The organism is Labrys sp. HAY1-8F (genome assembly GCF_056754975.1).
In genome coordinates, this window is sequence record NZ_JBPGWZ010000002.1 from 2291848 (window position 1) to 2317696 (window position 25849).

At 63.7% G+C, this 25849-nt stretch carries 23 protein-coding genes; 6 read left to right on the forward strand and 17 right to left on the reverse strand.

Features of this window, described 5'->3' with window-relative positions; translation table 11 throughout:
- Positions 1-30 precede the first annotated feature (30 nt).
- The 4 genes from ACR9ZN_RS19675 to ACR9ZN_RS19690 form a co-directional block, all read right to left on the reverse strand.
- The gene (locus tag ACR9ZN_RS19675) at positions 31-924 is read right to left on the reverse strand and encodes a carbohydrate ABC transporter permease (RefSeq protein WP_481272968.1); all 894 of its coding nucleotides are present in this window, start codon (positions 922-924) and stop codon (positions 31-33) included.
- A gap of 14 nt (positions 925-938) precedes the next feature.
- On the reverse strand, positions 939-1877 hold the full coding sequence (locus ACR9ZN_RS19680) for a carbohydrate ABC transporter permease (RefSeq protein ID WP_454815978.1): 939 nt from the start codon (positions 1875-1877) through the stop codon (positions 939-941).
- Between the two features lie 156 nt (positions 1878-2033).
- On the reverse strand, positions 2034-3350 hold the full coding sequence (locus ACR9ZN_RS19685; RefSeq protein ID WP_434958143.1) for an ABC transporter substrate-binding protein: 1317 nt from the start codon (positions 3348-3350) through the stop codon (positions 2034-2036).
- A 176-nt stretch (positions 3351-3526) separates the two neighbouring features.
- On the reverse strand, positions 3527-4597 hold the full coding sequence (locus ACR9ZN_RS19690) for an ABC transporter ATP-binding protein (RefSeq protein ID WP_454815981.1): 1071 nt from the start codon (positions 4595-4597) through the stop codon (positions 3527-3529).
- Positions 4598-4960: 363 nt separating this feature from the next.
- Between ACR9ZN_RS19690 and hslU the strand changes: the two genes are divergently transcribed.
- Together hslU and ACR9ZN_RS19700 are read left to right on the forward strand one after the other, a co-directional pair.
- Positions 4961-6262, forward strand: coding sequence for an ATP-dependent protease ATPase subunit HslU (gene hslU, locus ACR9ZN_RS19695; protein ID WP_434958145.1), 1302 nt, complete (start codon positions 4961-4963; stop codon positions 6260-6262).
- Between the two features lie 194 nt (positions 6263-6456).
- Positions 6457-7260, forward strand: a complete 804-nt coding sequence (locus tag ACR9ZN_RS19700; protein ID WP_434958146.1) for a MetQ/NlpA family ABC transporter substrate-binding protein — start codon at positions 6457-6459, stop codon at positions 7258-7260.
- A gap of 68 nt (positions 7261-7328) precedes the next feature.
- On the opposite strand, the gene ACR9ZN_RS19705 is transcribed toward ACR9ZN_RS19700, so the two are convergent.
- The 3 genes from ACR9ZN_RS19705 to ACR9ZN_RS19715 all read right to left on the reverse strand — a co-directional run bounded on the left by ACR9ZN_RS19705 (position 7329) and on the right by ACR9ZN_RS19715 (position 10163).
- Positions 7329-7991, reverse strand: a complete 663-nt coding sequence (locus ACR9ZN_RS19705) for a class II aldolase/adducin family protein (RefSeq protein WP_481272969.1) — start codon at positions 7989-7991, stop codon at positions 7329-7331.
- A gap of 345 nt (positions 7992-8336) precedes the next feature.
- Positions 8337-8618: a translation initiation factor IF-1 gene (gene infA / locus ACR9ZN_RS19710; protein ID WP_149253648.1), complete on the reverse strand. Its 282-nt coding sequence runs from the start codon at positions 8616-8618 to the stop codon at positions 8337-8339.
- Positions 8619-8855: 237 nt separating this feature from the next.
- Positions 8856-10163, reverse strand: coding sequence for a DEAD/DEAH box helicase (locus tag ACR9ZN_RS19715; RefSeq protein ID WP_434958148.1), 1308 nt, complete (start codon positions 10161-10163; stop codon positions 8856-8858).
- A gap of 638 nt (positions 10164-10801) precedes the next feature.
- Between ACR9ZN_RS19715 and ACR9ZN_RS19720 the strand changes: the two genes are divergently transcribed.
- From ACR9ZN_RS19720 to ACR9ZN_RS19730, 3 genes are all read left to right on the forward strand, one after another.
- Complete coding sequence (locus tag ACR9ZN_RS19720) at positions 10802-11830, forward strand: tetratricopeptide repeat protein (RefSeq protein ID WP_481272970.1); 1029 nt, start codon at positions 10802-10804, stop codon at positions 11828-11830.
- Between the two features lie 204 nt (positions 11831-12034).
- The gene (locus ACR9ZN_RS19725) at positions 12035-12382 is read left to right on the forward strand and encodes a tetratricopeptide repeat protein (RefSeq protein WP_434958150.1); all 348 of its coding nucleotides are present in this window, start codon (positions 12035-12037) and stop codon (positions 12380-12382) included.
- 109 nt (positions 12383-12491) lie between these two features.
- Complete coding sequence (locus ACR9ZN_RS19730; protein WP_441773183.1) at positions 12492-14090, forward strand: inorganic phosphate transporter; 1599 nt, start codon at positions 12492-12494, stop codon at positions 14088-14090.
- A 57-nt stretch (positions 14091-14147) separates the two neighbouring features.
- Here the strand turns inward: ACR9ZN_RS19730 and ACR9ZN_RS19735 are convergent, their stop codons facing one another.
- Both ACR9ZN_RS19735 and ACR9ZN_RS19740 read right to left on the reverse strand, forming a co-directional pair.
- Positions 14148-14864, reverse strand: coding sequence for a copper homeostasis protein CutC (locus ACR9ZN_RS19735; RefSeq protein ID WP_481272971.1), 717 nt, complete (start codon positions 14862-14864; stop codon positions 14148-14150).
- Positions 14861-15775: an ROK family protein gene (locus ACR9ZN_RS19740; RefSeq protein ID WP_481272972.1), complete on the reverse strand. Its 915-nt coding sequence runs from the start codon at positions 15773-15775 to the stop codon at positions 14861-14863. Before ACR9ZN_RS19740 ends, ACR9ZN_RS19735 begins: the two co-directional genes overlap by 4 nt.
- Positions 15776-15966: 191 nt before the next feature.
- Here ACR9ZN_RS19740 and ACR9ZN_RS19745 point away from each other — a divergent pair, with 191 nt between their 5' ends.
- On the forward strand, positions 15967-16956 hold the full coding sequence (locus ACR9ZN_RS19745; RefSeq protein WP_454815993.1) for a LacI family DNA-binding transcriptional regulator: 990 nt from the start codon (positions 15967-15969) through the stop codon (positions 16954-16956).
- Positions 16957-17010: 54 nt separating this feature from the next.
- Here ACR9ZN_RS19745 and ACR9ZN_RS19750 read toward each other — a convergent pair whose 3' ends face one another.
- The 8 genes from ACR9ZN_RS19750 to ACR9ZN_RS19785 form a co-directional block, all read right to left on the reverse strand.
- Complete coding sequence (locus ACR9ZN_RS19750) at positions 17011-17802, reverse strand: transporter substrate-binding domain-containing protein (RefSeq protein ID WP_434958155.1); 792 nt, start codon at positions 17800-17802, stop codon at positions 17011-17013.
- A 19-nt stretch (positions 17803-17821) separates the two neighbouring features.
- Positions 17822-18739: an isoaspartyl peptidase/L-asparaginase gene (locus ACR9ZN_RS19755; RefSeq protein WP_481272973.1), complete on the reverse strand. Its 918-nt coding sequence runs from the start codon at positions 18737-18739 to the stop codon at positions 17822-17824.
- Positions 18739-19473 carry an amino acid ABC transporter ATP-binding protein gene (locus ACR9ZN_RS19760; RefSeq protein WP_481272974.1) on the reverse strand — a complete coding sequence of 245 codons (735 nt, stop codon included), beginning with the start codon at positions 19471-19473 and terminating at the stop codon, positions 18739-18741. Before ACR9ZN_RS19760 ends, ACR9ZN_RS19755 begins: the two co-directional genes overlap by 1 nt.
- Position 19474: 1 nt before the next feature.
- Positions 19475-20146 carry an amino acid ABC transporter permease gene (locus tag ACR9ZN_RS19765; RefSeq protein WP_481272975.1) on the reverse strand — a complete coding sequence of 224 codons (672 nt, stop codon included), beginning with the start codon at positions 20144-20146 and terminating at the stop codon, positions 19475-19477.
- The gene (locus ACR9ZN_RS19770; protein WP_481272976.1) at positions 20146-20817 is read right to left on the reverse strand and encodes an amino acid ABC transporter permease; all 672 of its coding nucleotides are present in this window, start codon (positions 20815-20817) and stop codon (positions 20146-20148) included. The genes ACR9ZN_RS19765 and ACR9ZN_RS19770 overlap by 1 nt, the downstream gene beginning before the upstream one ends.
- A gap of 161 nt (positions 20818-20978) precedes the next feature.
- Positions 20979-21935, reverse strand: coding sequence for an ABC transporter substrate-binding protein (locus tag ACR9ZN_RS19775; RefSeq protein ID WP_481272977.1), 957 nt, complete (start codon positions 21933-21935; stop codon positions 20979-20981).
- Between the two features lie 299 nt (positions 21936-22234).
- Complete coding sequence (locus tag ACR9ZN_RS19780) at positions 22235-23137, reverse strand: OmpA family protein (RefSeq protein ID WP_481272978.1); 903 nt, start codon at positions 23135-23137, stop codon at positions 22235-22237.
- 11 nt (positions 23138-23148) lie between these two features.
- The gene (locus ACR9ZN_RS19785; protein WP_481272979.1) at positions 23149-25848 is read right to left on the reverse strand and encodes a DUF4384 domain-containing protein; all 2700 of its coding nucleotides are present in this window, start codon (positions 25846-25848) and stop codon (positions 23149-23151) included.
- Position 25849 lies beyond the last annotated feature (1 nt).

Genomic DNA, 25849 nt, shown 5'->3' on the forward strand with positions numbered 1-25849 from the left:
CCAGAGAAAAGCGGCCGTGATGCGAACCGGTTATTCCTTCACCGCGCCCGTCATCGAGGACACGTAATAGTCGACGAAGAAGGAATAGAGGATCACCACCGGCAGGGAGCCGAACAGCGCCCCCGCCATCAGCGAACCCCATTCGAAGATGTCACCTCTTACCAGCTCGGTCAGCACGCCCACCGGCACCGTCTTGTTCTCGGACGACTGGATGAAGGTCAGCGCGTAGATGAACTCGTTCCAGGACAGGGTGAAGGCGAAGATGCCGGCGGAAATCAGGCCCGGCACCGCCAGCGGCAGGATCACCCGCACCAGGATCTGCCAGCGCGAGGCTCCGTCGACCAGGGCGCTCTCCTCCAGCTCATAGGGGATCGAGCGGAAATAGCCCATCAGCAGCCAGGTGCAGAAGGGAATCAGGAAGGTCGGATAGGTGAAAATCAAAGCAAGCTTGGTATCGTAGATGCCGAGCTTGAAGACGATGAAGGCGAGTGGGATGAACAGGATCGAGGGCGGTACCAGATAGGCCAGGAAGATCAGGAGGCCGACGATACGCGATCCCCTGAACCGGATGCGTTCGATCGCATAGGCGGCGAGAACCGAGGCAAAGAGTGCCAGCGCCGTCGCGCCAACCGAGACATAGATCGTGTTGAGCAACCAGCCCGGATAGGAGGTCTCGAACAGGAGATAGCGGATATGTTCGAGCGTGGGTCCTACAACCCAGAACGGGCTGTGATTGGCGTAATCGGTCAATTGATCGTTCGGCTTTACCGTGGTGATCGCCATCCAGTAGAACGGGAACAGCAGCACGATGACGAAGACCAGTAGGGGCAGGTAGACCGTCACCACCCGCCGCGGCAGGTTGGAGAGATAGGCCATACCCTCGACGTTGTCGGTAAGCGGCGCGGTGGCTTGTTTCGAATTCATCGTCGTGCCTCCGCTCATTCCTGTCCACCCTGTTGCCAGCGCCGGCGCTGCAGGCCGAAGAAGCTGAACAGGATCGCAGCCAGCAGGAAGGGCACCATCGCCACCGCGATGGCCGCGCCTTCGCCGAGCTGGCCGCCGGGAATGCCGCGCTGGAAGGAAAGGGTCGCCATCAGATGGGTGGCATTCACAGGGCCACCCTTGGTCAGCACATAGATGAGCTGGAAATCGGTGAAGGTGAACAGCACCGAAAAGGTCATCACCACGGCGATGATCGGCGTCAGCAGCGGCAAGGTGACATGACGGAAGCGCTGCCAGCTCGTGGCGCCATCGAGCGAAGCGGCTTCCTGCAGCGAAGGCGAAATGGTCTGGAGGCCGGCCAGCAGCGAGATGGCGACGAAGGGAATGCCGCGCCAGACATTGGCGACGATCACCGAGATGCGGGCATTGACGGGATCACCGAGGAAATTGATCGGCTGCTGGATCAGGCCAAGCTGCATCAGCGTCCAGGAGATGATCGAGAACTGCGCATCATAGATCCACCAGAAGGCCAGGGCCGAGAGCACGGTGGGTACGACCCAGGGCAGCAGCACGATCGCCCGGAACAGCGACTTGAAGGGCAGATGCTGGTTGAGGAGCAGAGCGAGCCAAAGGCCGAGGCCGAATTTGAGGATCGAGGCAACGACCGTGTAGACGACGGTGTTGAACACCGACATCCAGAACACCGAATCGGCCCAGAGAAACTCATAGTTCTCCAGCCCTACGAAAACGCCCTCACGCCCGATCTTGGTGTCGGTGAAACTGAGCCAGACGCCCAGGCCCAGCGGATAGGCCAGCAGGCAGATCAGGAACACCGCCGCCGGCAGCATGAAGAGTGTGCCGAGCGCGCCCCTGCTCTGCGCCAGCTTGGCGAAGGCGGAAGGTCGCGGCCGTGGTCTCGATGTCGCGATGCTCATGGGGTGCCTTGGTGGAAAACGGGATATCGAGGTTTACCATGGGGCTACGCATCCACCCCTCATCCCCCTGCCGGGACCCAAGGCACTTCCGCTGAAAGTGCCAGGTCCCGCAAGGGGAGAAGGGGTGCAAGCGCAACCTATCCGACCGGCAAGCCCCTATACCCGGTAATAGCGATTGGCCCGCTTCTCGGCCTGGGCGGCCGCGTCCTCCGGCGACATCTGGCCTGTCACCGCGACCGCATACATGTCGACCAGCACATAATCGGCCATCACGCCAGCCGAGGCATAGCCGAGGGGGCCGGCATAGCCGTTGGGGCGCAGCGTCTCGGAGGCATGCGAATAGGGTTCATGGATCGGATCGGCCGTCCACACCGGATTGGCGGCAAAAGCCTTCAGGGCCTGGCAGCAATAGGCGCTGGATCCGCCGATCCAGGCATTCATCTGCGCGTCCTCATACATGAATTTCAGATAGGCCTTGGCCGCCTCGGGATATTTGGAATGCTTGAACAGTAGCGCCGAGGTGGTCTGGTGCAGTTCGACCTTCTGTCCCACGGGGCCGACCGGGAAGTTGACCGTGCGGATATCCGCGGCCAGGTCCTTGAGCTTGGCGTCCTTCTTGGCCGCGTAATAGAGCGAGACGCCATTGGCGGTCAGTGACACCTGCCCCGCCAGGAAGGCGCGGTTGTTGTTGATGTCGAGCCAGCTCTCGGTGCCGGGGATGAAGGTCTCGTAGAGCGATTTGGCATATTTGATCGAGGCGATGGTCTCGGGCGAGTTGATGGTGACCTTGCCGCTTTCGTCGACCATCTTGCCGCCATGGCTCCACAAGAGCCAATGGGCATAATTGTTGCCGTCGCCCACGGCCTTGCCATGCGGGAAGCCGGCCGGGGTGCCCTTGGCCTTGAGCGCCTTGCACAATTCGAGGAAGCCAGCGGTATCCTTGGGGAATTCGCTGAAGCCGGCTGCCTTCATATGGCTGTCGCGATAGCAGATGGCGTTGCCGATCGCCGCCAACGGCAGGGCGATGAACTTGCCCTCGCGCGTAGCATAGCCCTTCAGGCCGTCATACCAGCCGCCATATTTGCCCCCGAGATAGGTGCCGAGTTCGGTGAGGTCGACCAGCTTGTCGGGATATTGATGGGCGTCGTCGAACCAGCACAGCACAATGTCCGGGCCTGAGCCGACATTGGCGGCCACCGCCGCCTTCGGACGAATGTCCTCCCAGCTCTCCTTGTCGACGCGGACCTGCACGCCGGTCGCCTCGGTGAACTTCTTGGTATTGGCGAGCCAGGCATCTTCGTCGCCCTGCACGAAGGGGGTCCAGCGCAGCACGCGCAGGCTTGCGCCTTCCTCGGGCTTGTAGCTGGGTTCGGCTGCCTGGGCGAAGGCTGGCGCAACGCCAAGGCGGCCAAGCCCGGCAGCCGCGGCGAGGCCCGCGGAAGCAGTGAGCAGATCACGTCTGTTGATCGTCATCGAAGTCCTCCCTGGCAATGGCAATTATTTATGGCCCGAACGCCGACCGATATGTCGGGCGTGCAGGCAAAGCAGTTTTCGTCAGCCGTCAGAAAAGACGAGCCCAGCCTTCGCAAGGACCGCGCTCGTTCCTGCCGCCGAATGCGGAAGCGATATCAAGATGCCGCCCTGGCCGGTCAGGCGGCAGGCTCCAAACGGCGGCCATTTTCGGCATCGAACAGATGGGTCGAGCCGACATCGATGGAGACATTGATGGTCTCGCCAGGTTGGGCCGCCACGCGCTCGTGGAAGACGCAGGCCACGTCCACGCCCGCGAGCTTGGCCATCATATGGGTCTCGGATCCCGTCGGCTCGGTGACCACGACGGTCAGCGGAATGCCGCTGGCACTCAATCGCAGGCTCTCGGGCCTGAGGCCGTAGATGAGCGGCTTGTCGGTCGTCTCGCGCGGCACGCGCGTCGGCAGAACGCTGCCATCCGCGGCGATGAAGCGGCTGGCATCCTGGGGATCGAGCCGGCCCTTGATGAAATTCATTGCCGGCGAGCCGATGAAGCCGGCCACGAACAGATTGGCCGGCTGGTCATAGAGCTCGAGCGGGGCGCCGATCTGCTCGACGATGCCGTCATGCATCACCACGATCTTGTCGGCCATGGTCATGGCCTCGATCTGGTCGTGGGTGACGTAAACCGTCGTCGTCTTCAGGCGCTGATGCAGTTCCTTGATCTCGGCGCGCATGGCCACGCGCAGCTTGGCGTCGAGATTGGAGAGCGGTTCGTCGAACAGGAAGACCTGAGGGTCACGCACGATCGCGCGGCCCATGGCGACGCGCTGGCGCTGACCGCCGGACAATTGGCGCGGATAGCGGTCGAGCAGCTTGGACAGGCCGAGAATTTCAGCGGCCGGCTTCACGCGTTTTTCGATCTCGGCCTTGTTGGCGCCCTTCAGCTTGAGCGAGAAGCCCATATTGTCGGCGACGCTCATATGCGGATAGAGCGCGTAGTTCTGGAACACCATGGCGATGTCGCGCTCTTTGGGCGGCAGGTTGTTGACCACATCCTTGCCGATGCGGATCTCGCCGTCCGAGATGTTCTCCAGGCCCGCCAGCATGCGCAGGAGCGTGGATTTCCCGCAGCCCGACGGGCCGACCAGGATCACGAACTCGCCATCGGCAATCTCGATGTCCACGCCCTTGATGACGGGGTGGGTCCCGAATGATTTCCTGACATTGACGAAGTCGACTGACGCCACGACGCTTCCCCCCAAGCAAAAGGATGATGTTGCCCGATCGCCGCCACGAGGGGCGGCATTTCTGCCTTCTCGGCCTCTTTCGGACCGTATCGAACCACCTGCGCAAGCCGGCCCGCCATCGGAAGGGGCCGGTCCATGCAAGCGGCGGCATCCTGACGGTGGGACAAGACCCCTGTCAAGGCAAAGAGCCCCTCATCCCGCACAAATCTTCAGACCAATGTTTTCCAGCGGAAGAGCAGCGCTATCATCATACCGCCGCGCCTTTGTTCGCGTCGCACAATTGCAGGAGCGCCTTTAATTCTCGATGCTGGATTTTCGCGCTTCAGCCATTATGTAGCAACTTTACCCTTCCCCCGAGTGCCTATGTCCAATTTCTCTCCCCGCGAAATCGTCTCAGAACTTGACCGTCACATCGTCGGCCAGCACGACGCCAAGCGCGCCGTCGCCATTGCCCTGCGCAATCGCTGGCGCCGCCTGCAGCTCGACGAGACGCTGCGCGAAGAGGTGATGCCCAAGAACATCCTGATGATCGGGCCGACCGGCGTCGGCAAGACCGAGATTTCGCGCCGCCTCGCCAAGCTCGCCAATGCTCCCTTCCTGAAGGTGGAAGCCACCAAATTCACCGAGGTCGGCTATGTCGGGCGCGACGTCGAACAGATCGTGCGCGATCTCATCGATATCGGCATAGCCTTGGTGAAGGCCGAAAAGCGCAAGGAAGTCCAGGCGAAAGCTCATCTCGCCGCCGAGCAGCGCGTGCTCAACGCCCTGGTTGGCGCGACGGCGAGCCCGGCGACCCGCGACAGCTTCCAGAAGAAGCTGCGTGCCGGCGAGCTCGACGACAAGGAAATCGAGATCGAGATGAAGGATACGTCCTCGCCGTCCTTCGAGCTGCCCGGCTTGCCCCAGGGCCAGATGGGCGTGGTCTCGATCGGCGACATCTTCGGCAAGGCCTTTTCGGGACGCACCAAGACCAAGCGCACCACGGTCCGCGAAAGCTATGACCAACTGATCCAGGAAGAGGCCGACAATCTGCTCGACCAGGACCAGATCGTGCAGGAGGCCATCCGCCAGGTCGAGAACAACGGCATCGTCTTTCTCGACGAGATCGACAAGATCTGCGCCCGCGAGAATCGCGGCGGCGCCGATGTCAGCCGCGAAGGCGTACAGCGCGACCTCTTGCCGCTGATCGAGGGCACCACCGTGTCGACCAAACACGGCGCGGTGCGCACCGACCACATCCTCTTCATCGCTTCCGGCGCCTTCCATGTCGCCAAGCCATCCGATCTGCTGCCCGAATTGCAGGGCCGCCTGCCGATCCGCGTCGAGCTGCAGGCTCTGACCCAGGACGACTTCCGCCGCATCCTCACCGACACGGAAGCCAGCCTGATCAAGCAATATGTGGCGCTGATGGGCACCGAGAACCTCACCCTGGATTTCACGCCGGAAGCAATCGACGCCATCGCCGCCATAGCGGTGCATGTGAACGCCACCGTCGAGAATATCGGTGCACGCCGGCTGCAGACGGTGATGGAGCGCATCCTCGACGAGATCTCCTTCACCGCCCCCGACAAGGGTGGCGAGAGCGTCACCATCGACGCCGACTATGTGCAGAAGACGGTGGGCGACCTCGCCAAGAACACCGATCTCAGCCAGTTCATTCTGTGAGCGGCTAGCACCGTCCGAGCAAGAAGGGGCGCGATCAGCCTTCCCTCACGTCGTGGAGAAGGCTGATCGCGCCCTGTTTCGCGAGGTCCAATTACGAGGATCGTAGGGTTTAGAATTTAATATATAATTTTTATAGACTATATTGATTGAGCTTACTAGCATCGCTCCGACCTGTTCCAGCAAGAGATCGATCGATGCCTCCTTCCCTCACCCGCCGCTCCGTTCTGTCGCTCGCCGCTGCGTCCCTGCTGACCGCTCCCGCAGCCGCATGGGCCACGCCCACCCGCATCCGCGTCGGCGCCACGCCCGGGCCTATGGCCGAAACCCTGGAAGCGGCCAGGCCCGTCGCCGCCAGGCGCGGCCTGGAGATCGAGGTGATCGAGTTCTCCGACTATGTCGTTCCCAATGCTGCGCTGGATGCGGGCGAAATCCAGGCCAACGCCTTCCAGAACCAGCCCTATCTCGACAACCAGATCGCGGATCGCGGTTACAAGATCGTCGGCATCGCACCGATCATCAATTCGCGGCTCGGCGTCTATTCACGCCGGCACAAGGCCTGGAGCGAGGTGCCCGATGGTGCCACCATCGCCATTCAGAACGACCCGACCAATGGCGGCCGCACGCTCCTGCTGCTGCGCGACAAGGGCGTGATCACGCTCAAGGACGGTGTCGGCTACAAGCCGATCGTGGCAGACATCACCGCCAATCCCAAGCAGTTGCGCTTTCTGGAGGTCGACGCCGCCCAGACGCCGCGTTCGCTCGATGACGTCGATGCCGCAGCGGTCAATGCCAATTACGCCGTCACCGCCGGCCTCGATCCCACCAAGCAGGCTCTGCTGCTGGAGGAACTCAAGCCGCAATACACCAATTTGATTGCGGTGCGCACGGCGGACAAGGACCAGCCCTGGGTGCCGATCCTGGCCGAGGCCTACCGCTCGCCCGAGGTCAGGGCCTTTGTCCTGGATAAATACAAGGGCGCCTATGTGCCGACCTGGTGAGGTGTCGACATCCGCCGGCGGGATCCCGCTCCCCTGAACGATCCTCCACTCCACCAGGACTTCGAAGCTTATGGCTTCTTATCCTGCAGGCCGTAGCTCTTGAAGCCCTCGATCACCTGCGCGATCTCGCTGTCGGGCAGGATGTTGGCGCCGCCGATCTGCAGCGCGTGATAATATTGCTTGGCCAGCGTTTCCAGCTCATGGGCGAGCCACATCGCCTTGTCCAGGCTGGAGCCGACCGCGATCATGCCGTGATTGGCGAGCAGGCAGCCATTGCGGCCCTCCAGGGCCTCAAGGGCGAAGCGCGACAATTCCTCCGAACCGTAGCGGGCATAGGGCGCGCAGCGTATGTCGGGTCCGCCGAATGCTGCGATCATGTAATGGATGGCCGGGATGGGCTTGTGGGCGATGGCGAGGATGGTGGACCAGGTGGCATGCGTATGCACCACGGCACCGGCATCCGGGCGGCCCTTGAGGATGTCGAAATGGAAACGCCATTCCACCGAAGGCTTCAGCGGGCCTTGCCAGGCGCCATATTCGCCCTCGAAGGGCATGGCGGCGATCATCTCCGGTTCCATCTCGTGATAGGGGACGGCCGAAGGCGTGATCAGCATGCGGTCGCCGAGACGAGCAGAAATATTGCCGGAGGTGCCCTGATTGAGACCGTTGGCATTCATCCAACGGCATTTTTCAATGATGGCGCGGCGCAGGCCGAGTTCGTCTGGGCTCATGAGGAATCTTCCGGATTCGAGGCTATTCCATCGAATGCGGAAGAAGGTCCCGACATGGCAAGCTCTAATCGCTGGATGAGCGAAATTGAGCGCCTCAGAAGGCAATTCAGGGGCTTTGCACGCGAAGCTGCGTCCCAAGCTTCTGGATCTACACCGGACAACTCGTCCGATGGGGGCATGCCCCGCGATGACAAAGGTCGAGACTCACCGAGCTTTTCGACCGGCCCCGCAGGGCCGCCCGACTCCTGGAGTAAGCGCGTTGAGACGGAAACGCTGCTTTACTCCAGCTCTTTGGTTCGATGTGTCTTTGCGATTCTTGGCGTGACCGCCAAATCGCAAAACGCTTTAGCGGCGACGCATATTGCCGCCACCGCGCTGCGGCGGGCGGGGGCCGGATGAAGCACGCTCGTCCTTGTGGCGGAAGATGATGCGGCCCTTGTCGAGGTCGTAGGGCGACATCTCGACGGTAACGCGATCGCCCTCGATGGTCTTGATGCGGTTCTTCTTCATCTTGCCGGCCGTGTAGGCGATCATCTCGTGGCCATTGTCGAGCTTCACGCGAAAACGGGCATCCGGCAACACTTCGGAGACCGAGCCTTCAAATTCCATCAGTTCTTCTTTTGCCATGTGCAGGTCCTGTCAAAGCGTTTTGTGATTTGGCGGAATCACCAAGAATCGCAAAGACGCATCCAAACGAAGCGTTAGAACAAAGAAGCGTCCACACCTAGAGCAAAGCGCGTTTTGGCAGAAACGCCGTTTGCTCTAACTCTTTGGTTCAACGCGTCTTTGCGATTTGAAGTGTCTCCATCAAATCGCAAGACGCCATGGACGCCCTTTGCCCCCAGAAAAGGATAGGCCGCGCCCTCAGGCGGCGCGACGCTGGTTGTTGCGGCCACCCGGACGGCGCGCGCCCCCCGAGCGGGGCTGGCCCGATTGAGGCTTTTCGGCTTGCCCATTGTTCCGGGGCTTGCCGTTGGGCTTGCCCTGGTGCGGGTGACGAGGGCCGCGTTCGCCATGCTTCTGATCGGCTTCCAGCCCCTGTACGGGAGCGGCCACCGTCAGCGGCTTCTTGGTCAGGCGTTCGATCGCCTTGAGCTCGTCGCGCTCATTGGGATCGCAGAAGGAATAGGCGATGCCGCTGCGACCGGCGCGGGCGGTGCGGCCGATGCGGTGCACATAGCTCTCGGCATCCACCGGCATCTCGAAATTGATGACATGGCTGATGTCGTCGACATCGATGCCGCGGGCGGCGATATCGGTCGCCACCAGGATGCGCGAGGCGCCGGAACGGAAATCCTCCAGGGCCTTCTGGCGAGCATTCTGCGACTTGTTGCCATGGATCGCCGCCGAGGGGATGCCGGCCTTGTCGAGATGGCCCGAGACGCGGTTGGCGCCATGCTTGGTGCGGGTGAAGACGATGACGCGGCTCATTGCCGGATCGTTGAGCAGGTGCAGGAGCAGCGAGCGCTTCACCGATGCCGGCACGTGGTAGACATGCTGGTCGATCTTGTCGACCGTCACCACTTCCGGCGTCACTTCGATATGCACGGGGTTGAGGAGGATCTCCTCGCCGAGCTTCTTGATCGTCTTCGGCATGGTGGCCGAGAACAACAGGGACTGGCGCTCCAGCGGCGTCTCGTCGACGATCTTGAGCACGTCACGCGAGAAGCCCATATCGAGCATGCGGTCGGCCTCGTCGAGGACGAGAACTTCGACCTTGTCGAGGCGAACCTTGCGCTGCTGCACGAGATCGAGCAGGCGACCGGGGGTGGCGACCAGAATGTCGACGCCATCGGAAAGCGCCTTGACCTGCGGCACCTGGCTGACGCCGCCGAACACCACGGCGCAACGGAAGCCCATATGCACGCCATAGGAGCGGAAGCTCTCGTCGATCTGCAGGGCCAGCTCGCGGGTCGGGGCCAGAATCAGGGCGCGGGTGCCCTTGGCGCCGGCACCGTGGCGGGACTTCGACAGGCGCTGCAGGATCGGCAGCGCGAAGGCAGCCGTCTTGCCAGTGCCGGTCTGCGCCAGGCCCATCATGTCGCGCCCCTCGAGGAGGGCGGGAATGGCCTTGTGCTGGATCGGGGTGGGGGTCACATAGTTGGCGGCGTCAAGCGCACGCAAAAGCGGCTCGGCCAGGCCGAGCGCTGCAAAAGTTACTTCGGAAGTCACATCAAATCCTTCATGCCACGCTCATCGAGCGGACAGCAGCGCGCCACCGTCCGGGTCCGCGATCGCAAGTCCGTCGTCAGCCGGAAAGGCATGATGAGGCGGTACGGCGATATCGCGACCCACGCGCGGATGGGAGCAGCGGAATGTTATTGGGGACGGCCGGGAGGTGAGGCGCTGCTTCTCAAAAAGCCAAAAACCAGCGCGCCGCGCGAACCCCCGAGCGGTCGTTACACCCGGTTGCTGCGCTTTTCGCAGTGCAAAGTCAAGGGAAAAGCAAAGAAACGCCTTTTCATCCAAACATTCGAAGTGGACGGAATGCCCCTCCAGGGATAACGGGCATCCCGGTTTCCTCTCCCACGAATGCGCCGTATCCAGGGGCAAAAGGGGATAACGGCTTCCCGGGGCAACTGACGGGTCCGCCGCCCCTGGAGCAAAGCGCGTAAAGACGGAAACGCTGCTTTGCTCTCGCTCTTTGGTTCCAAGCCAATCCAATGGATTGTCTGGAGCGTCTTTGCGATTCTTGGCGATTCTTGGCGATTACGCCAAATCACAAAACGCTCTAAGGCAGCCGTTTCCCACGCCACCGATCGCGCCTATAGATGGTGGGCTGCGTTTACCGCCCCACCGCGACTTCCACGATGCTGCCTCTCAAAGCCCTGGTTCCGGCCTTCCTGGCGCTCCATCCGCACGGTCCTGCCCAGCCGCTCGACTGGAAGGCCTGCCGACAGGGCGCGCCGGACCGCGTCATCATCGCCTGCACCTCGATTGTGGATCTGGGCGGCGTCGACGATGGGGCCAGGGCGATCGCGTTGATCGCGCGCGGGAGTGCCTATGCCGCCAAGAAGCAGCCGGCCCGGGCGTTGGAGGATCTGCACCGGGCCACCCTTCTCGATCCGCGCAATCCCGACGGATTCTACGCGCTTGCCGGGCTCTATGGCCGCCAGGGTGATATCGAACAAGCCATTCTGGCCTATGACAGCGTAATCCGGCTCAATCCCAAGCACGTTCTCGCCCTGACGTCGCGGGGCTATGCCCGTGCCAGCCGCAGGGAATTCGCTCTCGCCATCGCCGACTATGATAGGGCGCTGAAATTCAACCCGCGCCATGCCGAGGCCCTGCGCCTGCGGGGTGCCGTCCGCGGCCTCATGGGCGAAGATGTCGGGGCCATCGCCGATTTCGACCAGGCCATCGGCCTCAACCGCCGGGACTGGTCCGCCTTCTTCAACCGGGCCATCGCCAAGGACCACCGCCGCGATTTCAACGGCGCCGTGGCCGACTATGACGAGGCCTTGCGCTTGAGGCCCAACAATATCGCCGCCTTGCTCGGGCGCGGCGCCGCTCATCATCACATGGGTGCACTCGACAAGGCGATCGCCGATTACAGCCTGGCGGTCGGCCTGGCGCCGGACAATGCACAGGCCCTCTACAATCGCGGCACCGCCTACGCCAATGCCGACAACACCGCACGCGCCATCGCCGATCTCGACAAAGCGATCAGGCTTGATGGCAGCAACGCACTGGCCTTTCTCAACCGGGCAGGTGCCCATCGCAAGCGCGGCGATTTCGAGCGCGCGCTGGCCGACTATGATCGTGCCTTGCAGCTCAACCCAGGCCTGCCGCAGGCCATGGCGGGGCGCAAGCTCGCGCTCGAGCGTCTGCGCAACTGAAGCCCCCTGCCCTCTAGGCAGAGTTTCCCGGTAATTCCGTCTCATCGCAAGACGCTCTAACGCAACGCCATGGACATTCCCCAACGTTGCTGCTCATATGTGAGCAGGTTCTTTCGAGTGGATCTCATGACACTTGCGGCGAATAAGGGGAGCTTCGTTGCAGTTTCGGCAGGTTCCGTAGAGGTGCAAAGGCGTTTCGTCCGCATGTCCGCATCCGAAACCACGCCGGCCGACGCCACTCCGGCACGGCCCGACGAGCAGGACTTCGACAGGGCAATTGCTGAATTCAGCAAGGCGATCGAACTCAAGCCCGATGCTGTCGACGCCGTTTACGGACGGGCTCTTGCCTATCAATACAAACAGGCCTTTCCCGCGGCGATCGCCGATTATGACAGGGTGATTGCGCTCGATCCCGGCCATGCCGATGCCCTCTTCAAGCGCAGCATCGTCCATCGACAGCTCGGAGCCTTCGAGAAGGCCACTGCCGATTTCGACCGGGCGGTGCAGCTTCTCTGGCGGCAGCGGCTGCTTCCCTCGACGAAAGAGCCCTGATCAGCCCGCCTTCTTCCTCGTCGCCGGTCAAGATTAACATTTTGTCATCTAACCTTCACGAACCCCGCCTAAGGGTCGCCAGACCATGGAAACACGGGGGTGTTTGGAGATGACGGACGTTACATCTGGCCAGAGGAGCGGCCATCCGCTCGATAGGCCGAACTCTCTTGGCAGCTTGCCCAACATCGCGATCGCCGTGATCCTCCTCGGGGGGCTCGGCTATGTCTGCTACGCACTGGCCGCCGATCTCACGGGCGCCGTGGCAGTGCCGTGGATTCTGCTCGGCCTCGCCCTGCTGATCGCCCTCGGCTTCGAATTCGTCAACGGCTTCCACGATACCGCCAATGCGGTGGCGACGGTGATCTACACCCATTCGCTGCCGGCCGAATTCGCGGTGATCTGGTCGGGCTTCTTCAACTTCCTCGGCGTGCTCACCGCGAGCGGCGCGGTCGCCTTCGGCATCATCTCGCTGCTGCCGGTGGAACTCATCATGCAGGTCGGCTCGAGCGCGGGCCTGGCCATGGTGTTCGCTCTGCTGATCGCCGCCATCGTCTGGAACCTGGGCACCTGGTATTTCGGCCTGCCGGCCTCGAGCTCCCACACCATGGTCGGCTCGATCATCGGTGTCGGCCTCGCCAACCAGTTCCTGGCCCCTGCCGGTTCCGCCACCAGCGGCGTCGACTGGTCCCAGGCCAAGAATATCGGCCTGTCCTTGCTGGTCTCGCCGGTGTTCGGCTTCGTGCTGGCCGGCGCCCTGCTGCTGGTGATGAAGCTCGTCGTGCGGAACAAGGCTCTCTATGTCGAGCCGAAAGGCAATCAGCCGCCCCCGCTGTGGATCCGCGGCCTTTTGATCCTGACCTGCACACTGGTCAGCTTCTTCCACGGCTCCAATGACGGCCAGAAGGGCATGGGCCTGATCATGCTGATCCTGATCGGCGTGGTGCCCACCGCCTTCGCCCTCAACCGCACGCCCGACATCAACTATCTCGAGACCTACAAGGCTGCTTCGAGTGCGGCGGGTTCGGTCCTGGGCAACTACATCAAGCCGGGCGCGACGGTCGCTCCCGCCGATGCCAAGGCCAAGGTCTCCGAGGCGGTGCGCACGCGCAGCTGGAACGACGAGACGACGCCAGCCCTGAAGACCTTCATCGAGCAGACCACCTCCCAGCTCTCGCCTTACGGCTCGGCTTCGGCAGTGCCCGCAGGACTGGTCTCCAATACCCGCAACGACATGTATCTGATCGGCGAGGCCCTGAAGCTGATCGATTCCAAGAAGCTGCTGCCCGTGTCGGACGCCGATCTGAAGACGATCAAGACCTATCACACCGCCACCGACAACACGACCAAGTTCATCCCGACCTGGGTGAAAGTCGCCATCGCCCTGGCCCTTGGCCTCGGCACCATGGTGGGCTGGAAGCGCATCGTGGTGACGGTCGGCGAGAAGATCGGCAAGACCCACCTGACCTATGGCCAGGGTGCCTCGGCCGAGATCGTTGCCGCGGCGACGATCGGTGCTGCCGACTATCTCGGCCTGCCGGTGTCGACCACCCATGTGCTGTCGTCGGGTGTCGCCGGCACCATGGCGGCCAATGGCACCGGGCTGCAGATGTCGACGGTGCGCAACCTGCTGATGGCTTGGATACTCACTTTGCCCGCCTCGATGGCGCTGTCCTTCCTTCTCTTCGTGGTGCTGCGCCAGGTCCTCTGAGGCGGCACATCTTGTTCGCCGGAATGGCCGCCTTCGGGCGGCCATTTCTTTTCCGGCTTATGCCATCGCCTTGCGGAAAGTGCAGACGATGTCGGCGCTGGTCTGGCGCCGCCGCCCCACGGCGAAGCCCAGGCGGACGGCCTCGGCGCTCCATGGCTCCCCGGCGGCGGAACAGGAACTGTGCACCTCGGAGACGGGAAGCGCCGCCAGCAATGGAGCGATATTGGCCGGCGTCAAGCCCGAACCCGGCATGATGCCGATCCGCCCCCGGGCGGCCCGATGCAGGCGCAGCAACGCCTCCAGCCCCTCGGGCGCGGTGACGGCTCCTCCCGATGTGAGGATGCGTTCAAAGCCGAGAGCAACGGCCGTCTCCAGAGCCGCCAGCGGCTCGGGAACGAGATCGAAAGCGCGATGCAGCGTGGTGCCGAGCCCCTGCGCCTGCACCCGCAGGCGCGACAGCAGGGCCTCGTCGAGCTGGCCGTCTGGCTGGGAGGCACCCAGCACCACGCCGGCGAGCCCTGCTCCTCCCGCTGCCTCGATATCATCAAGCATGATCTCGCTTTCCCGCGCGGAGAACACGAAATCGCCGGCCCGCGGCCTGATCATGGCATAGACCGGGATCGGCGCCTGCGCCGCCAGCCGCATCAGCCCTGATGATGGCGTCAGGCCACCGAGTTCGAGCGCCGAGCACAGTTCGATGCGATCGGCGCCACCCTCGATCGCGCCTTCGAGGCTGTGGGCGTCGGCAACGCAGATTTCAAGCAAGGCGGTCATAGGCGTTCTCCCTGGCGGGCGAGCAGGGCCGCGCCGATCAGCCCGGGTTCCGGCGCGAGGATGCTGGGCACCACCAGCGGCTCTGGGGAGTGCCGCAGGATGCGGCCGCGCACCGCCTCGTCCAGCCTGGCGATCAATTCCGGCACGCTGGCGAGGCCGCCCCCGACCGGCACGATGTCGGCGCCGACGATATTGACGGCCAAAGCCAGGGGAGAGGCGACGAGATCGACTTGGCAAGCCACCGTGCGCGCCGCCGCGGCCTCGCCGGCCCGCCAGGCCGCGATGATCTCGGTACTGTCGCGCTCAACGCCGGTAAGGTGGCGATGCAGCCTTTCGAGGCCGCGGGCTCCTCCAACCGTATCGACGCAGCCTTTCTGGCCACAGCCGCAGGCGAAGCGGGGGAGCGCGACCGGCTGATTGCCCGATTCGGTCGCCACCACCGGTCCATGCCCCCATTCGCCGGCAAAACCGCCCGCGCCGGTTAGGATCCGCCCGTCGATGACCAGGCCGCCACCGATGCCCGTGCCGAGGATGATGCCGAAAACGATGCGATGCCCGCGCCCAACGCCTTTCACAGCCTCGGCAAGGGCGAAGCAGTCGGCGTCATTGGCGACATACACCGGCACGCCCAGGCGTTCGGCAAGGTCGGGGGCCAGCCGCCGCCCGTCGAGGCAGGGAATGTTGGCGCAGGTGATAATCTCGCTGCGCGGATCGACGACGCCGGTGATGGACAAGGCGACGCCGCCGCCAGCCCCGCCCCCTGCTTGCCTTCTGAGATCCGCGAGCACCTGCACGAAGGCCTCGAAATCGCCGAGCGGCGTTGCAACTCGGGCAAAGGGCCTGATCTCGCCTTGAGGCGTGGCGACAGCCGCCTTGATGGCGGAGCCGCCGATATCGAAGCAGATCGTCATTGACAGAAGAGACCTTCCAAGCCGCTGTTTCCTGTATTAGAGCAAAGTACGATTTCCCTGAATCGTGCTTTGCTCTAACTCCTTGTTTTGACGCATTTTCCAGGCGAAAATCTATCGCCTTTCTGAAAAATGCTTTAGCGCGTGTCGTCAGTCATGGTTTCGAATTTCCGGCAAGGAGCGTGCAAGGCCTCATGAGGCGCAAGGCAGCACCGACCATCAGCGACGTTGCCGCACTCGCCGGCGTCTCCAGGGCCGTGGCCTCGCGCGCGCTCTCCGCCTCCAAGCGACCGGTGTCCGGCGCCAAGCGCGATCGCGTCCTGGCCGCGGCCGCCGAACTCGGCTACCGCGTCAACCTCCTGGCGCAGAGCCTGACGACCAAGACCGTCAATCTCGTCGCCGTCCTGGTCAACCATATTCACGACCTTTCCGACCTCGATCTGTTCGACCTGCTGCTCGCCGAGATCCAGGCGGGCGGGCGGCAGGTCATCCTGGTGCGCGTCGGCTCTACCGACAAGGTCGAGGAATTCCTGCGTCAGGGCGTGGCCTATCACGTCGATGCCGCCCTGGTATTCTCCGATTTCGCCGATGCGGCGACGGTGCGGCGCATGTTCCGCTCCGACCTGGTGGTCATGCTGAACGGCCGACATGACCACCGCTCGCCCGCCATCATTCCCGACGAAGCCGTCGGCATCGGCCAGGCGGCCGCGGATGCCGCTGCCAAGGGCGTGAGGTGCGCCAGCCTGGTCACTGGCCGGGCAAGCTCCCTGGTGGAACAGGCGCGCATCGGCCTTTACGCCCAAGCTTTCGCGGCTCATGGCATCGAGTTGCTGCGAACCTTGCAGGGCGACTATTCCTATCGTTCCGGTCATGCCCTCGCGCCGGGCCTGTTCGAGGGCGACCACCCTGACGCCGTATTCTGCACCTCAGACGCCATGGCGATGGGTATTCTCGACGTGTTCAGGGCCGATTTCCCCGGCAACCGGCCGGCACGCTTCCGCCTCTACGGCTTTGACAATCTCTCGCTGCTCGATTTCGAGGCCTATCCGATTTCCTCGATCGGCTATGACAAGGCCGCCTATGTCGCCCGCATGGTGCGCCTGCTCAACGAGCCACCGGTGGTCGAAAGCACATTCGAGCCGGAGTTGGTGCCGACCCGCTATGTGCCGCGCCTGACGGGGTGAGACGAGGCGTTATTGCCTCCTCCCCTTTGCAGGAGAAGGTTTTGCGCCGTCTCCTCACCACAGCGGCGTGAGCTTGGGCGGATTGGCCTTCTCGCCCCACCATTTCTTGTAATTGGCCTCGTAGGCGCCGGACTGGATATAGTCGGACACGAACATGTCGAGCCAGCGCACGAATTCGGGATCCCCCTTGGCGACCGCGATGCCGATGGGATCGTTGGAATAGAGCCCCGGCAGGGTGGCGAGCGAGGGGTTCTTGGTGGCGAGATAGTCGAGCAAGGACGAATCCTCGATCGCCGCGTCCACGCGCTTTTGCTGGAGCTGCAGCACGCCATCGGGCGCGAACTGGTCGACATAGACGAGATTGGCCGTCGGCACCGCCTTCTTGAGGAAGCTCTCGCCGGTGGTGCCGCGTCCCACCACCACCGACTTGCCGCCGAGATCCTCCAGCTTGGCGATGCCGGCATCGGCCTGCACCAGGATGCGCAGGCCCGCCCGGTTATAGGGAATGGAGAAATCCACCGTCTTGGCCCGCTCCAGCGTAGCCGAAGTATTTGCGACCACGATGTCGAGCTGCCCGGAAACCAGCATCGAGATGCGGGCATCGCCGGAGACATCGGTGAACTCCACGGGCACGCCGAGCTTTTCGGCCAGGAGGGTGGCGACGTCGACATCATAGCCGACGGGATTGTTCTGGGCGTCTCGGAAGCCGATCGGCTCTCCTCCCAGCGAGACGCCGATGCGCACGCTGCCGCGCGCGCGGATGTCGTCGAGCTTGCCGGCAAATGCCGGCAGGGCGGCGCAGGCGGCGATCGCCAATCCCAATAATGCGGGCAGGATTTTCTTCATGTTTGTGCACTCCCCTCAGTCAGATTGTTCTTGCCGGCCGGAGCTCGGGCTCCGCCATGCCGTCTTCCCACAGCCAGTAGCGGATCTCGCCCTCGCAGCGGAAATTGACGACCTCGTGCTGGCCTTCGGCATCGGCCGCATGGATGACGACACCGCCGAGAAACCCCTCGCTAAGCTCGGCGAGTTCCTCCACGGCAAGGTCGACGGCTTGGCGCAACGACCGGCCGAGCTTGAGCGCGAGCACGATGGTGCGCGCGGTGGCGCAGCGCATGGTCATCTCGCCGGTATGGGTGCAGACGGCGGCACCATAGCGGCTGTCGGCATAGAAGCCGGCGCCGGGAATGGGGCTGTCGCCGAGGCGGCCGGGATATTTCCAGGCCCAGCCCGAAGTCGAGGTCGCGGTGTGGATGCCGCGCCGCGCATCGGCACTGAGGAACACGGTGGTGTCCCTCACCCGCTCCGGATCGGTGATCGTGCACGATAGAGGCGCGAGCGGTATATCGGGAAATCGGGCCAACTGCCCGGCATCGAGCTCGTTTTCCAGGCGCTCGCGCCAGACACGCCTGGAATCTTCGATCAGCACCTCATCGACGGAGAAACCGATTTCACTGGCGAAGCGGCGAGCACCGTCGCCCGTCAGCATGACATGGGGCAGGCGCTTCATCACAGCCTGGGCCAAGGCTGCGACCGGGATGGTGTCCGGGACGGCGCCGACCGAGCCGATCTCCTTGGTGGTGCCGTTCATCACGGCAGCATCGCATTCCATCACGCCGAGCATGTTGGGCCAGCCGCCATAGCCGACGCTGCGCACACGCGGCTCGGCCTCGACCCGGCCTATGCCGGCAACCATGGCGTCGAGGCTGTCGGCGCCCGCACGCAGCATCTCGACCGTCAACGGGAATCCGGGCCAGGCTTCGGCATTGGCAAGGAGCAACATCAGTCTTTCCGCATTTTCGAAAGGAATTGCGCGATGCGCGGATGGTCACGCCCCACCTCGGGGGCAAAGAAGGCCTGCGTCGGCAGGTCGACCAGCAGCCTGCCATGTTCCAGGAAGACGATACGGTCCGAAATGCGCCGGGCGAATTCCACCTCATGGGTGACGAACAGCATGGTGGTGCCGGAGCGGGCAAGCTTGGCCAGGATCGCCAGCACTTCGGCCGTCATCTCCGGATCGAGGGCGCTCGTCACTTCGTCGAGCAGAAGATAGCGCGGGTTCATGGCAAGCGCCCGGCAGATGCCGACACGCTGGCGCTGGCCGCCCGAGAGCTGGGCCGGATAGGAAGCCGCCTTGTCGCCCATACCGACCTGCTCCAGGAGGACGATGGCCCGGTGTTCGGCCTCCGCCCGCGACCGGCGCAACACCTCCAGCGGCGCCAGGGTGATGTTCTGCAGCACGGTCAGATGCGGATAGAGATTGAAGAGTTGGAACACGGTGGCCGAGCGCTTGCGCGCCTCGGTGAGATCCCGCGGCTTTGCCACATCGAAATCGTCGATGGTAATCCGGCCTGCATCGAGCTTCTCCAACCCGTTGATGCAGCGGATCAGGGTTGATTTGCCCGAACCGGAGGAGCCAAGCACGGAGACGACCTGCCCGGGTTCGATGGTGAGGTCCACGCCGTCGAGCACGCGATGGGAGCCGAAATCCTTGCAGACCTTCTCGACCTTCAGCACGTCAGATCCCTCTCCAGGCGCTATGGGCCCTCAGCCTTGTCTCATAGCGCGTACCCAGCCAAGCCAAGGTCTTGGCCGCCGCGTAATAGAACAGGCCGACCACGGTCCAGACCACGAAGGGCTTGAGGGTGCGCAGATTGAGGATGTTGCCGACCTTGGTCAGGTCCATCACGCCGATCACCGAGATCAGCGAGGTGACCTGGAGCTGGTTGACCAGGAGCCCGGTCAGCGGCCCGATGGCGAAGGCGATGGCCTGGGGCGCGACGACATGCTTGAGCACCTGCCACCGGGTGAGGCCGAACACCCTGGCAGCCTCGAGCTGATCGCGCCCCACAGCATCGATGGCGGCGGTGGCGATCACATAGACGAAGGCGGCGGTGTTGCCGGTCAGGGTGATCGATGCCGCCGTGACGGGCGTGACATTGATCTTCAGGAAGGCCGGCAGGCCGAAGAAGACCAGGAAGAGCTGCACCAGCACAGGCGAGTTCTTCAGCAGTTCGGTTACGGCCGTCAGCACCGGATTCAGCACCGGAATACGGTAGAAGCGCAATCCGGCCAGCAAGGCGCCAAGCGCCAGCCCGGCCAGCGTGGTGCCGGCGAACAGGCCAAGGGAGACGCCGAGGCCCTGCGCCAGCAAGACGAGGTCATAGGGTGTGAACTCGGTATACCGCATCAGCGCACCGCCTCCATCATGTCCCGGTTGAGGCGGCGATGGATGAGGCCGATGGCGAGCGAGATGAGATAGGTCATCGCGGCGTAGATGACGAGCAGCGCGGCATAGACCTCGAAGGGGCGGAAGGTGTTGGAGGCCACGATCTTGGCCGTGCCGGTCAGTTCGTTCAGCGTGACGACCGACAGGATCGAGGAAGTCAGGACCAGGTTGATGAACACCGAGCCGAGCGGCCGGATCGAAGTGCGCAGGGCGATCGGCATGATGACGCGGGTGAAGATGGTGCGCCTCGACAGGCCGCTGACTTCGGCCGCCTCGAGAATGCCGGTATCGATGGCGAGAATCCCGGAGCGGATGACGTCGGACGCAAAGGCGCCGCCGGCAATGGAGAGCGCGATAACGCCGGTGGCGAAGGCGTTCAGATAGATGCCGATTTCCGGCAGCCCGTAATAGAAGAAGAAGAGCTGCACGATGAAGGGGACGTTGCGGAAGAGGTCGACATAGACGAAGGCGAGCCGCCGCAACGTGGGCGAGGCCGAGGTGCGCGCGATTGCCACCAGCGCCCCGCAGACGAGGCTGCCGGCGAGAGCCAGAACACAGGCCTCCAGCGTCAGCAGCGCGCCCTGGGCGAGGAAGCCGACATAGGGCGTGAGGATGGCAAGATCGAAGCGCATGCTCGCTTCTTCAATAAGTGAAACCGGTTTCACTTTGAGTTACGAGCCCGCCAGTGTCAAGCTGCCGGGACGAGAACGTCTCCCTGGAGCGCGGCGTTTCCAAGAGCGGACACAGCCCCATGACTTCATGGGGCTGTGAGGTCCGCGCTCCAAAAGAGACTTTAGCGGGTGGCTTCCCAGCCCTTGTAGTTCGCCAGGTTCTCACTGGTGATCAGCACGGGATCGAGCAGGATCACGTTCGGATCCGGCTTCTTGCCATCGACGATGCCGGCTCCCAGCTCCAACGCCTTGCCGGCCATGGCGTAGGGGTCCTGCGACGCCGAAGCCTTGATCATCGAAGTGCCGCTCTTGAGCTGGACCTCGATATCCGGCGCACCATCGACACTGGTGATGAAGAATTCACTGCGGTTGAGCTGCTTGGCGGCGAGTTCGACGCCAATGGCCGTCGGGTCGTTGATCGCGAAGACGGCATCGACCTTCTGGAAGCGGGTAAGCAGGCTCTGGGCGATGGCGAGGCCGCCGTCGCGCGAACCCTTGGCATCCTGATCGTCGGAGAGGATCTTGATGTCGGGACTCTTGGCGAACACATCCTTGCAGCCCTTGACCCGGTCGATCACCGAGGAGACCTGCGGCCCGTTGACGATGAGGACGCTGCCTTTGCCCTTGAGTTGGTCGACGATGTACTGGCAAGCTTCGGCGCCGGCCTTGACGTTGTCGGTCATCACGGTGACATCGACCCCGGTCGCACCGACATCGAAGGCCGCCACCACGATTCCGGCCGCCTGTGCCTTCTTCACGGCCGGCAGGATGGCCTGCGGATCGACAGCGTTGAGCATGATGACGTTCACGCCGGAAGCGATGAAATTGTCGATCTGGGTGAACTGCTTGTTGAGGTCATATTCGGCGGAGACCGAGGTCACCTCGACGGCGGGATTGATGGATTTGGCCTTGTCGGTGATGCCCTTGATCGTGGCGACGAAAAAGGGATTGCCGAGCGAGCCGACCGAGACGCCGACCTTCTTCAGGCTCTGGGCCGATGCGGGACCGGCAAGCCCCACCGCCAGGGCCATGGCGACCCCCGTCAGCGCGGCGCCTGCGATGCGACGTGAAAACTTCATTTGGCTCTCCTCTGGAAACCCTTCCTCCCCCTGCGGCCTTTAACCCGTCAGGGAGGCAAAAAGTCCGGGAGGGCCGATCCAAAGTCAAGCGAGCAAAGGGGTAGACTGCGAAATAATCTGACAAATTCAGGCTCACGCGGCCGGCCTTCGCTGTGAAGCGAACACCACTACGCCTCGCCGGGTAGCATGGTATGTCAGAAACCCCACAGGCACTGCGTTGTCGCCGGCGAGGCCGCTATAGCACCGATATCAGGCCATGGCGGAGCTTGCCGTCCGGCTGCATGCCTGGCTCCGCCGGATCACTTCACCTGATATTCCACCCGCCGATCAAAGGAGTAGAGGTCGTCACGGCTGTATTTGGAGCGATCGTCGGCGGCGAAGGGCTCGCGGTCGCCGCGACCGACGACGCGAATGAAGATCGGCAGGCCGCGGCGGCGCAGCGCCTCGGCCACCGCCAGGGCGCGGGCACTGGACAGCCTCATATTATGCTCGCCGCTGCCACGCTCGTCGGTATGCCCGATCAGGGTGACCTCGCCAATGCTCTGGGTCTTGAGAAAGTTGTAGAGATCGTCCACCGCCTTGTCGCCGTCAGCCGTCAGCACCGCCTCATTGGTGTCGAAGCGGATCGGCACCGGCACGGACACTGCCGTGAAATTGCGAAAGGTCGGCACGATCACGCCTTCGGCCTGGCCGCGCACGCCGCGTGAGGAGATATAGCTCGGCGCCAGCGACTTGGCCTGATAGGCGCGCTTGGCCAGATATTCCTCGATCTCGCGCGGTGGCGCCTTGGGCACGTCCTTGACGTTGCGGATGTCGTTGATGGCCGCCTCATAGGCCTCGACGGCCGCCGGATAGTCCTTGCCATCATATTTGACATCACCCAGTGCCATCGCCACCTGCCAGGGCCGGGCGATCGCCGCCGCGCTGGCGACGGCCTGCGGGCTGTAGCTCCCGCCAGGCTGCTCGCCGGCGAGCAGCACGGCCAGAGCCATCGAGCGGCGCGCCTTGGCGACATAGGCGCTGTCGCAGGAAGTATCCTTGGTGATGGCCTCCGCCAGGGCCGGCAGGGCATCCGCCTTGCCGGCACCGATCGCCGCCTTCACCTGCGCATCCAGGCTGGCGCAATCGGCCAGGGCCGCGCTGACTGCCGCCAGGCCGACGGCCGTGGCGACACCCAGCTTCAGGATGAAGGAAACGCCCATCCTCACCTCCCCTATCGCACCGGGATCACGATGGCGGTGGATGCGACCGACTGCTTGGCCGCGTCGGGAGCACCGGCCGCCACCTTGTTGCCCGTCGCCTGCGCAATCTTGGCGAACTGGGCCTGCTTGCGGCTGTCATTGTCAAGGCCGGAGGCTTCCTGGCGGTCCTCATTGGCTTCGACGACAATCTGGCGGGTCAGTCCCTGCTCGAAATTGGGGATCGAGGCAAAGCTATTGGCCACCGGATCGACCTGCATCCCGGCGATGCTGCGCGTCGCGCCGCCCACACGGCAGACCGCCACGACCTTCTCCTGGCCGGGATCGCGCAATTTGAAGGCGAATTTCGAGCCGGAACCGCCGAGCACCACGCGCTCGCCCGCCCGAACCGCGTTCTCGATCTGGAACTTGTTGGGGAAGATGATGGTGCCGGTGCCGGCCTTGTCGACGTTCACCACGAAAAGGTTGCAATCGCGGGTGGAGACCACCTGCATGACCATGCGGTCGCCGACATTATAGCTGCTCTTGTCCGCAGTGAGCTGCAGATCGAAGGAGCCGCCGGAGGCGGGCCTGTCGATCGGAGCTGCAACGGTCTGCGCGCCCTCGAGCTTGGAGGTGTCGAGCACGCGGTCCTCGGTCGCCCCTTCCACGAATTTCGAGAACAGCTGTTCGAACTGGTCGCGCGGCACGATGCCCTGCTCCAGGCGGCGCATCAGGGCGATGGCCTCGGGACCGGCGTCGATGAAGCGCTGCTTGAACTCTTCCGGCGGATAGCCGTATTCGGCGGCGGCCCGGCGCAGCGAGAGATCGTCCTCATAGCGCTTGAACAGGGCGTTGGTCATTTCCACGCCGGCGAGCTTGAGCGTCGGGTCGAGCCCGGCCCGCTTCATCGCCGTATTGAAGCGCTGGAAATCGTCCTCGATGATCGCATCCATCTTGGCATTGTCGGGATAGAGCGAGGCGACGGTGTCGCGGATGTCCTTGGAGAAGGACCGATCGGCCGTTACCGCCTTGCGCACCTCGTCCTTGGCCTTGCGCATGCCCTGGTCGTGGCAGCCCATGCAGGAAATGCCGTTGGTCACCGAAAGGTCGCGCCGCGACGGATCGCGCACGATCTGCGTCGGTCCCTTGTCGAGGCGGGCACCGTCCGACTTGTTGAGATAGTAGCCCTGGAACCCGTTGGGCAGGGAGAAGATGCTCTCGCCGCCGTCATGATGGAAGCCGTTGGCGATACCGTCCTGCTCCGGACCAAGCGGATGCAGGAACAGACTCTGCCTGCCCTTCGAACCGGCGAAATCGTAGGAGGTCCAGAAGTAACCGGTGCTGATGGGATGGCGTTCGATCAGGCGGTTGTTCTGCGACACGCCCGACTTCTGGAAGCCGGCGCGCTGGGCGATGAATTTGTCGATATTGTCCTTCATGGGCACGCCGAGCTTGTCGGTCAGGCCCGGGAAATCGTTGGGCAGTTGCAGCAGCGTGTCATAGAGCGGGGGCTGGGAAGCCGTGAAGGCGAACCAGTCGCCGCGGACATAGGGCAGCTCGGTATTGGTCTGCTGCGCGATGAAGTCATAGGCGCGCACATCCGGCTTGGCGGCGTAGGGATAGTTGGCGAGCACCGTGTTCCAGTCGCTCTCCTGCCAGCCCAGGTCCTCGAGATTGACCCCCACGATGGTCTTGGCCTCGTCGACGGTGGCGAGCTTCACCACGTCGGAGCGGCGGCCGAGGCCGTTGATCAGCTTGACCAGGCCCTGGCGGTAGACATTCATCGCCTCGTCGGTGGCGCAGGCATTGTAGAGATTGGTCAGCGTGAAATAGCGCATGCCGCGCACGCGGTGATCATCCTGCTTCTGCAGGTCGGCCGAAATCGCGGCGACGACATCTTCGGACGTGACGAATTTGCGACCGGTGCAGGCAGCTGCCTCCTGGTCGCCGGTTGCCTTGATCCAGGTGCGCAGCGCCTCGATATCCGCCGTCGTGACTTCCGGTTTCGTCGTGTCGAACTCGTAGTTCACGTCATACGGCATTTCCTTGTTGAGCACCTGCTGGAACAGCTTGGAACCCTCGGGATTGCCGGCCTGAACGAGATGCGGATCCGCGGCGATCTCTTCCATATGCAGGATGTTGCCGAAATTCTTGGCCGGCTTCTCGCGGTTGAGCATGCCGTTCTGATGGCAGCGCGAGCAGTGCTTGTCCAAGACGTCGAAGGCGGCCTTGGCCACCGGATCGCTCGGCACCTTGATGTCGGCGGGAATACCGGCGGCGGCCGCCGGGGCTGGCGCGGGTGCGGGCGCTGCCGGAGCTGGGGCTGGGGCTGCCGCAGGTGTGGGAGCCGGTGCCGGCGCCGGCTCGGCAGCCGGAGCGGCGGCGGGCGCAGGGGCGGCTGGTGGCGGCGGCGCGGACGGAGCGGCGGCGGGTTCGGGTTTCGGCTGGGGAGCGGGTGGAGCCGGCGGTGCAGCGGCAGGCGCAGGCGTCGCAGCGGGTGCAGCGGGTGCGGCCTGGCTGGCCGGTTCGGCAGGTGCCGCCGGCTCGGGGGCGGCAACCGCCGGGTTGGCGGGCTTGCTGTCCCCCGCCGGCGCCTCGGCCGGCGCAGGGGCAGCCGTACTCTGATTGCTGGTCTGGGCGAAAACCTGCGAGGTCGAGGCCGCCAGCCCCGCCGTCAGCAGGGCGCCCGCGACCATCAGGCCGGCGATGCGCAGGGGATTGCGGTAAAACATG

Bases quoted from the DNA above. Each gene is read 5' to 3' on its own strand.
- ACR9ZN_RS19675 (WP_481272968.1), bottom strand. From the start codon at position 924: ATGAATTCGAAACAAGCCACCGCGCCGCTTACCGACAACGTCGAGGGT.
- ACR9ZN_RS19680 (WP_454815978.1), bottom strand. From the start codon at position 1,877: ATGAGCATCGCGACATCGAGACCACGGCCGCGACCTTCCGCCTTCGCC.
- ACR9ZN_RS19685 (WP_434958143.1), bottom strand. From the start codon at position 3,350: ATGACGATCAACAGACGTGATCTGCTCACTGCTTCCGCGGGCCTCGCC.
- hslU (WP_434958145.1), top strand. From the start codon at position 4,961: ATGTCCAATTTCTCTCCCCGCGAAATCGTCTCAGAACTTGACCGTCAC.
- ACR9ZN_RS19700 (WP_434958146.1), top strand. From the start codon at position 6,457: ATGCCTCCTTCCCTCACCCGCCGCTCCGTTCTGTCGCTCGCCGCTGCG.
- ACR9ZN_RS19705 (WP_481272969.1), bottom strand. From the start codon at position 7,991: ATGAGCCCAGACGAACTCGGCCTGCGCCGCGCCATCATTGAAAAATGC.
- infA (WP_149253648.1), bottom strand. From the start codon at position 8,618: ATGGCAAAAGAAGAACTGATGGAATTTGAAGGCTCGGTCTCCGAAGTG.
- ACR9ZN_RS19720 (WP_481272970.1), top strand. From the start codon at position 10,802: ATGCTGCCTCTCAAAGCCCTGGTTCCGGCCTTCCTGGCGCTCCATCCG.
- ACR9ZN_RS19725 (WP_434958150.1), top strand. From the start codon at position 12,035: ATGTCCGCATCCGAAACCACGCCGGCCGACGCCACTCCGGCACGGCCC.
- ACR9ZN_RS19730 (WP_441773183.1), top strand. From the start codon at position 12,492: ATGACGGACGTTACATCTGGCCAGAGGAGCGGCCATCCGCTCGATAGG.
- ACR9ZN_RS19735 (WP_481272971.1), bottom strand. From the start codon at position 14,864: ATGACCGCCTTGCTTGAAATCTGCGTTGCCGACGCCCACAGCCTCGAA.
- ACR9ZN_RS19740 (WP_481272972.1), bottom strand. From the start codon at position 15,775: ATGACGATCTGCTTCGATATCGGCGGCTCCGCCATCAAGGCGGCTGTC.
- ACR9ZN_RS19745 (WP_454815993.1), top strand. From the start codon at position 15,967: ATGAGGCGCAAGGCAGCACCGACCATCAGCGACGTTGCCGCACTCGCC.
- ACR9ZN_RS19750 (WP_434958155.1), bottom strand. From the start codon at position 17,802: ATGAAGAAAATCCTGCCCGCATTATTGGGATTGGCGATCGCCGCCTGC.
- ACR9ZN_RS19755 (WP_481272973.1), bottom strand. From the start codon at position 18,739: ATGTTGCTCCTTGCCAATGCCGAAGCCTGGCCCGGATTCCCGTTGACG.
- ACR9ZN_RS19765 (WP_481272975.1), bottom strand. From the start codon at position 20,146: ATGCGGTATACCGAGTTCACACCCTATGACCTCGTCTTGCTGGCGCAG.
- ACR9ZN_RS19770 (WP_481272976.1), bottom strand. From the start codon at position 20,817: ATGCGCTTCGATCTTGCCATCCTCACGCCCTATGTCGGCTTCCTCGCC.
- ACR9ZN_RS19775 (WP_481272977.1), bottom strand. From the start codon at position 21,935: ATGAAGTTTTCACGTCGCATCGCAGGCGCCGCGCTGACGGGGGTCGCC.
- ACR9ZN_RS19780 (WP_481272978.1), bottom strand. From the start codon at position 23,137: ATGGGCGTTTCCTTCATCCTGAAGCTGGGTGTCGCCACGGCCGTCGGC.
- ACR9ZN_RS19785 (WP_481272979.1), bottom strand. From the start codon at position 25,848: ATGTTTTACCGCAATCCCCTGCGCATCGCCGGCCTGATGGTCGCGGGC.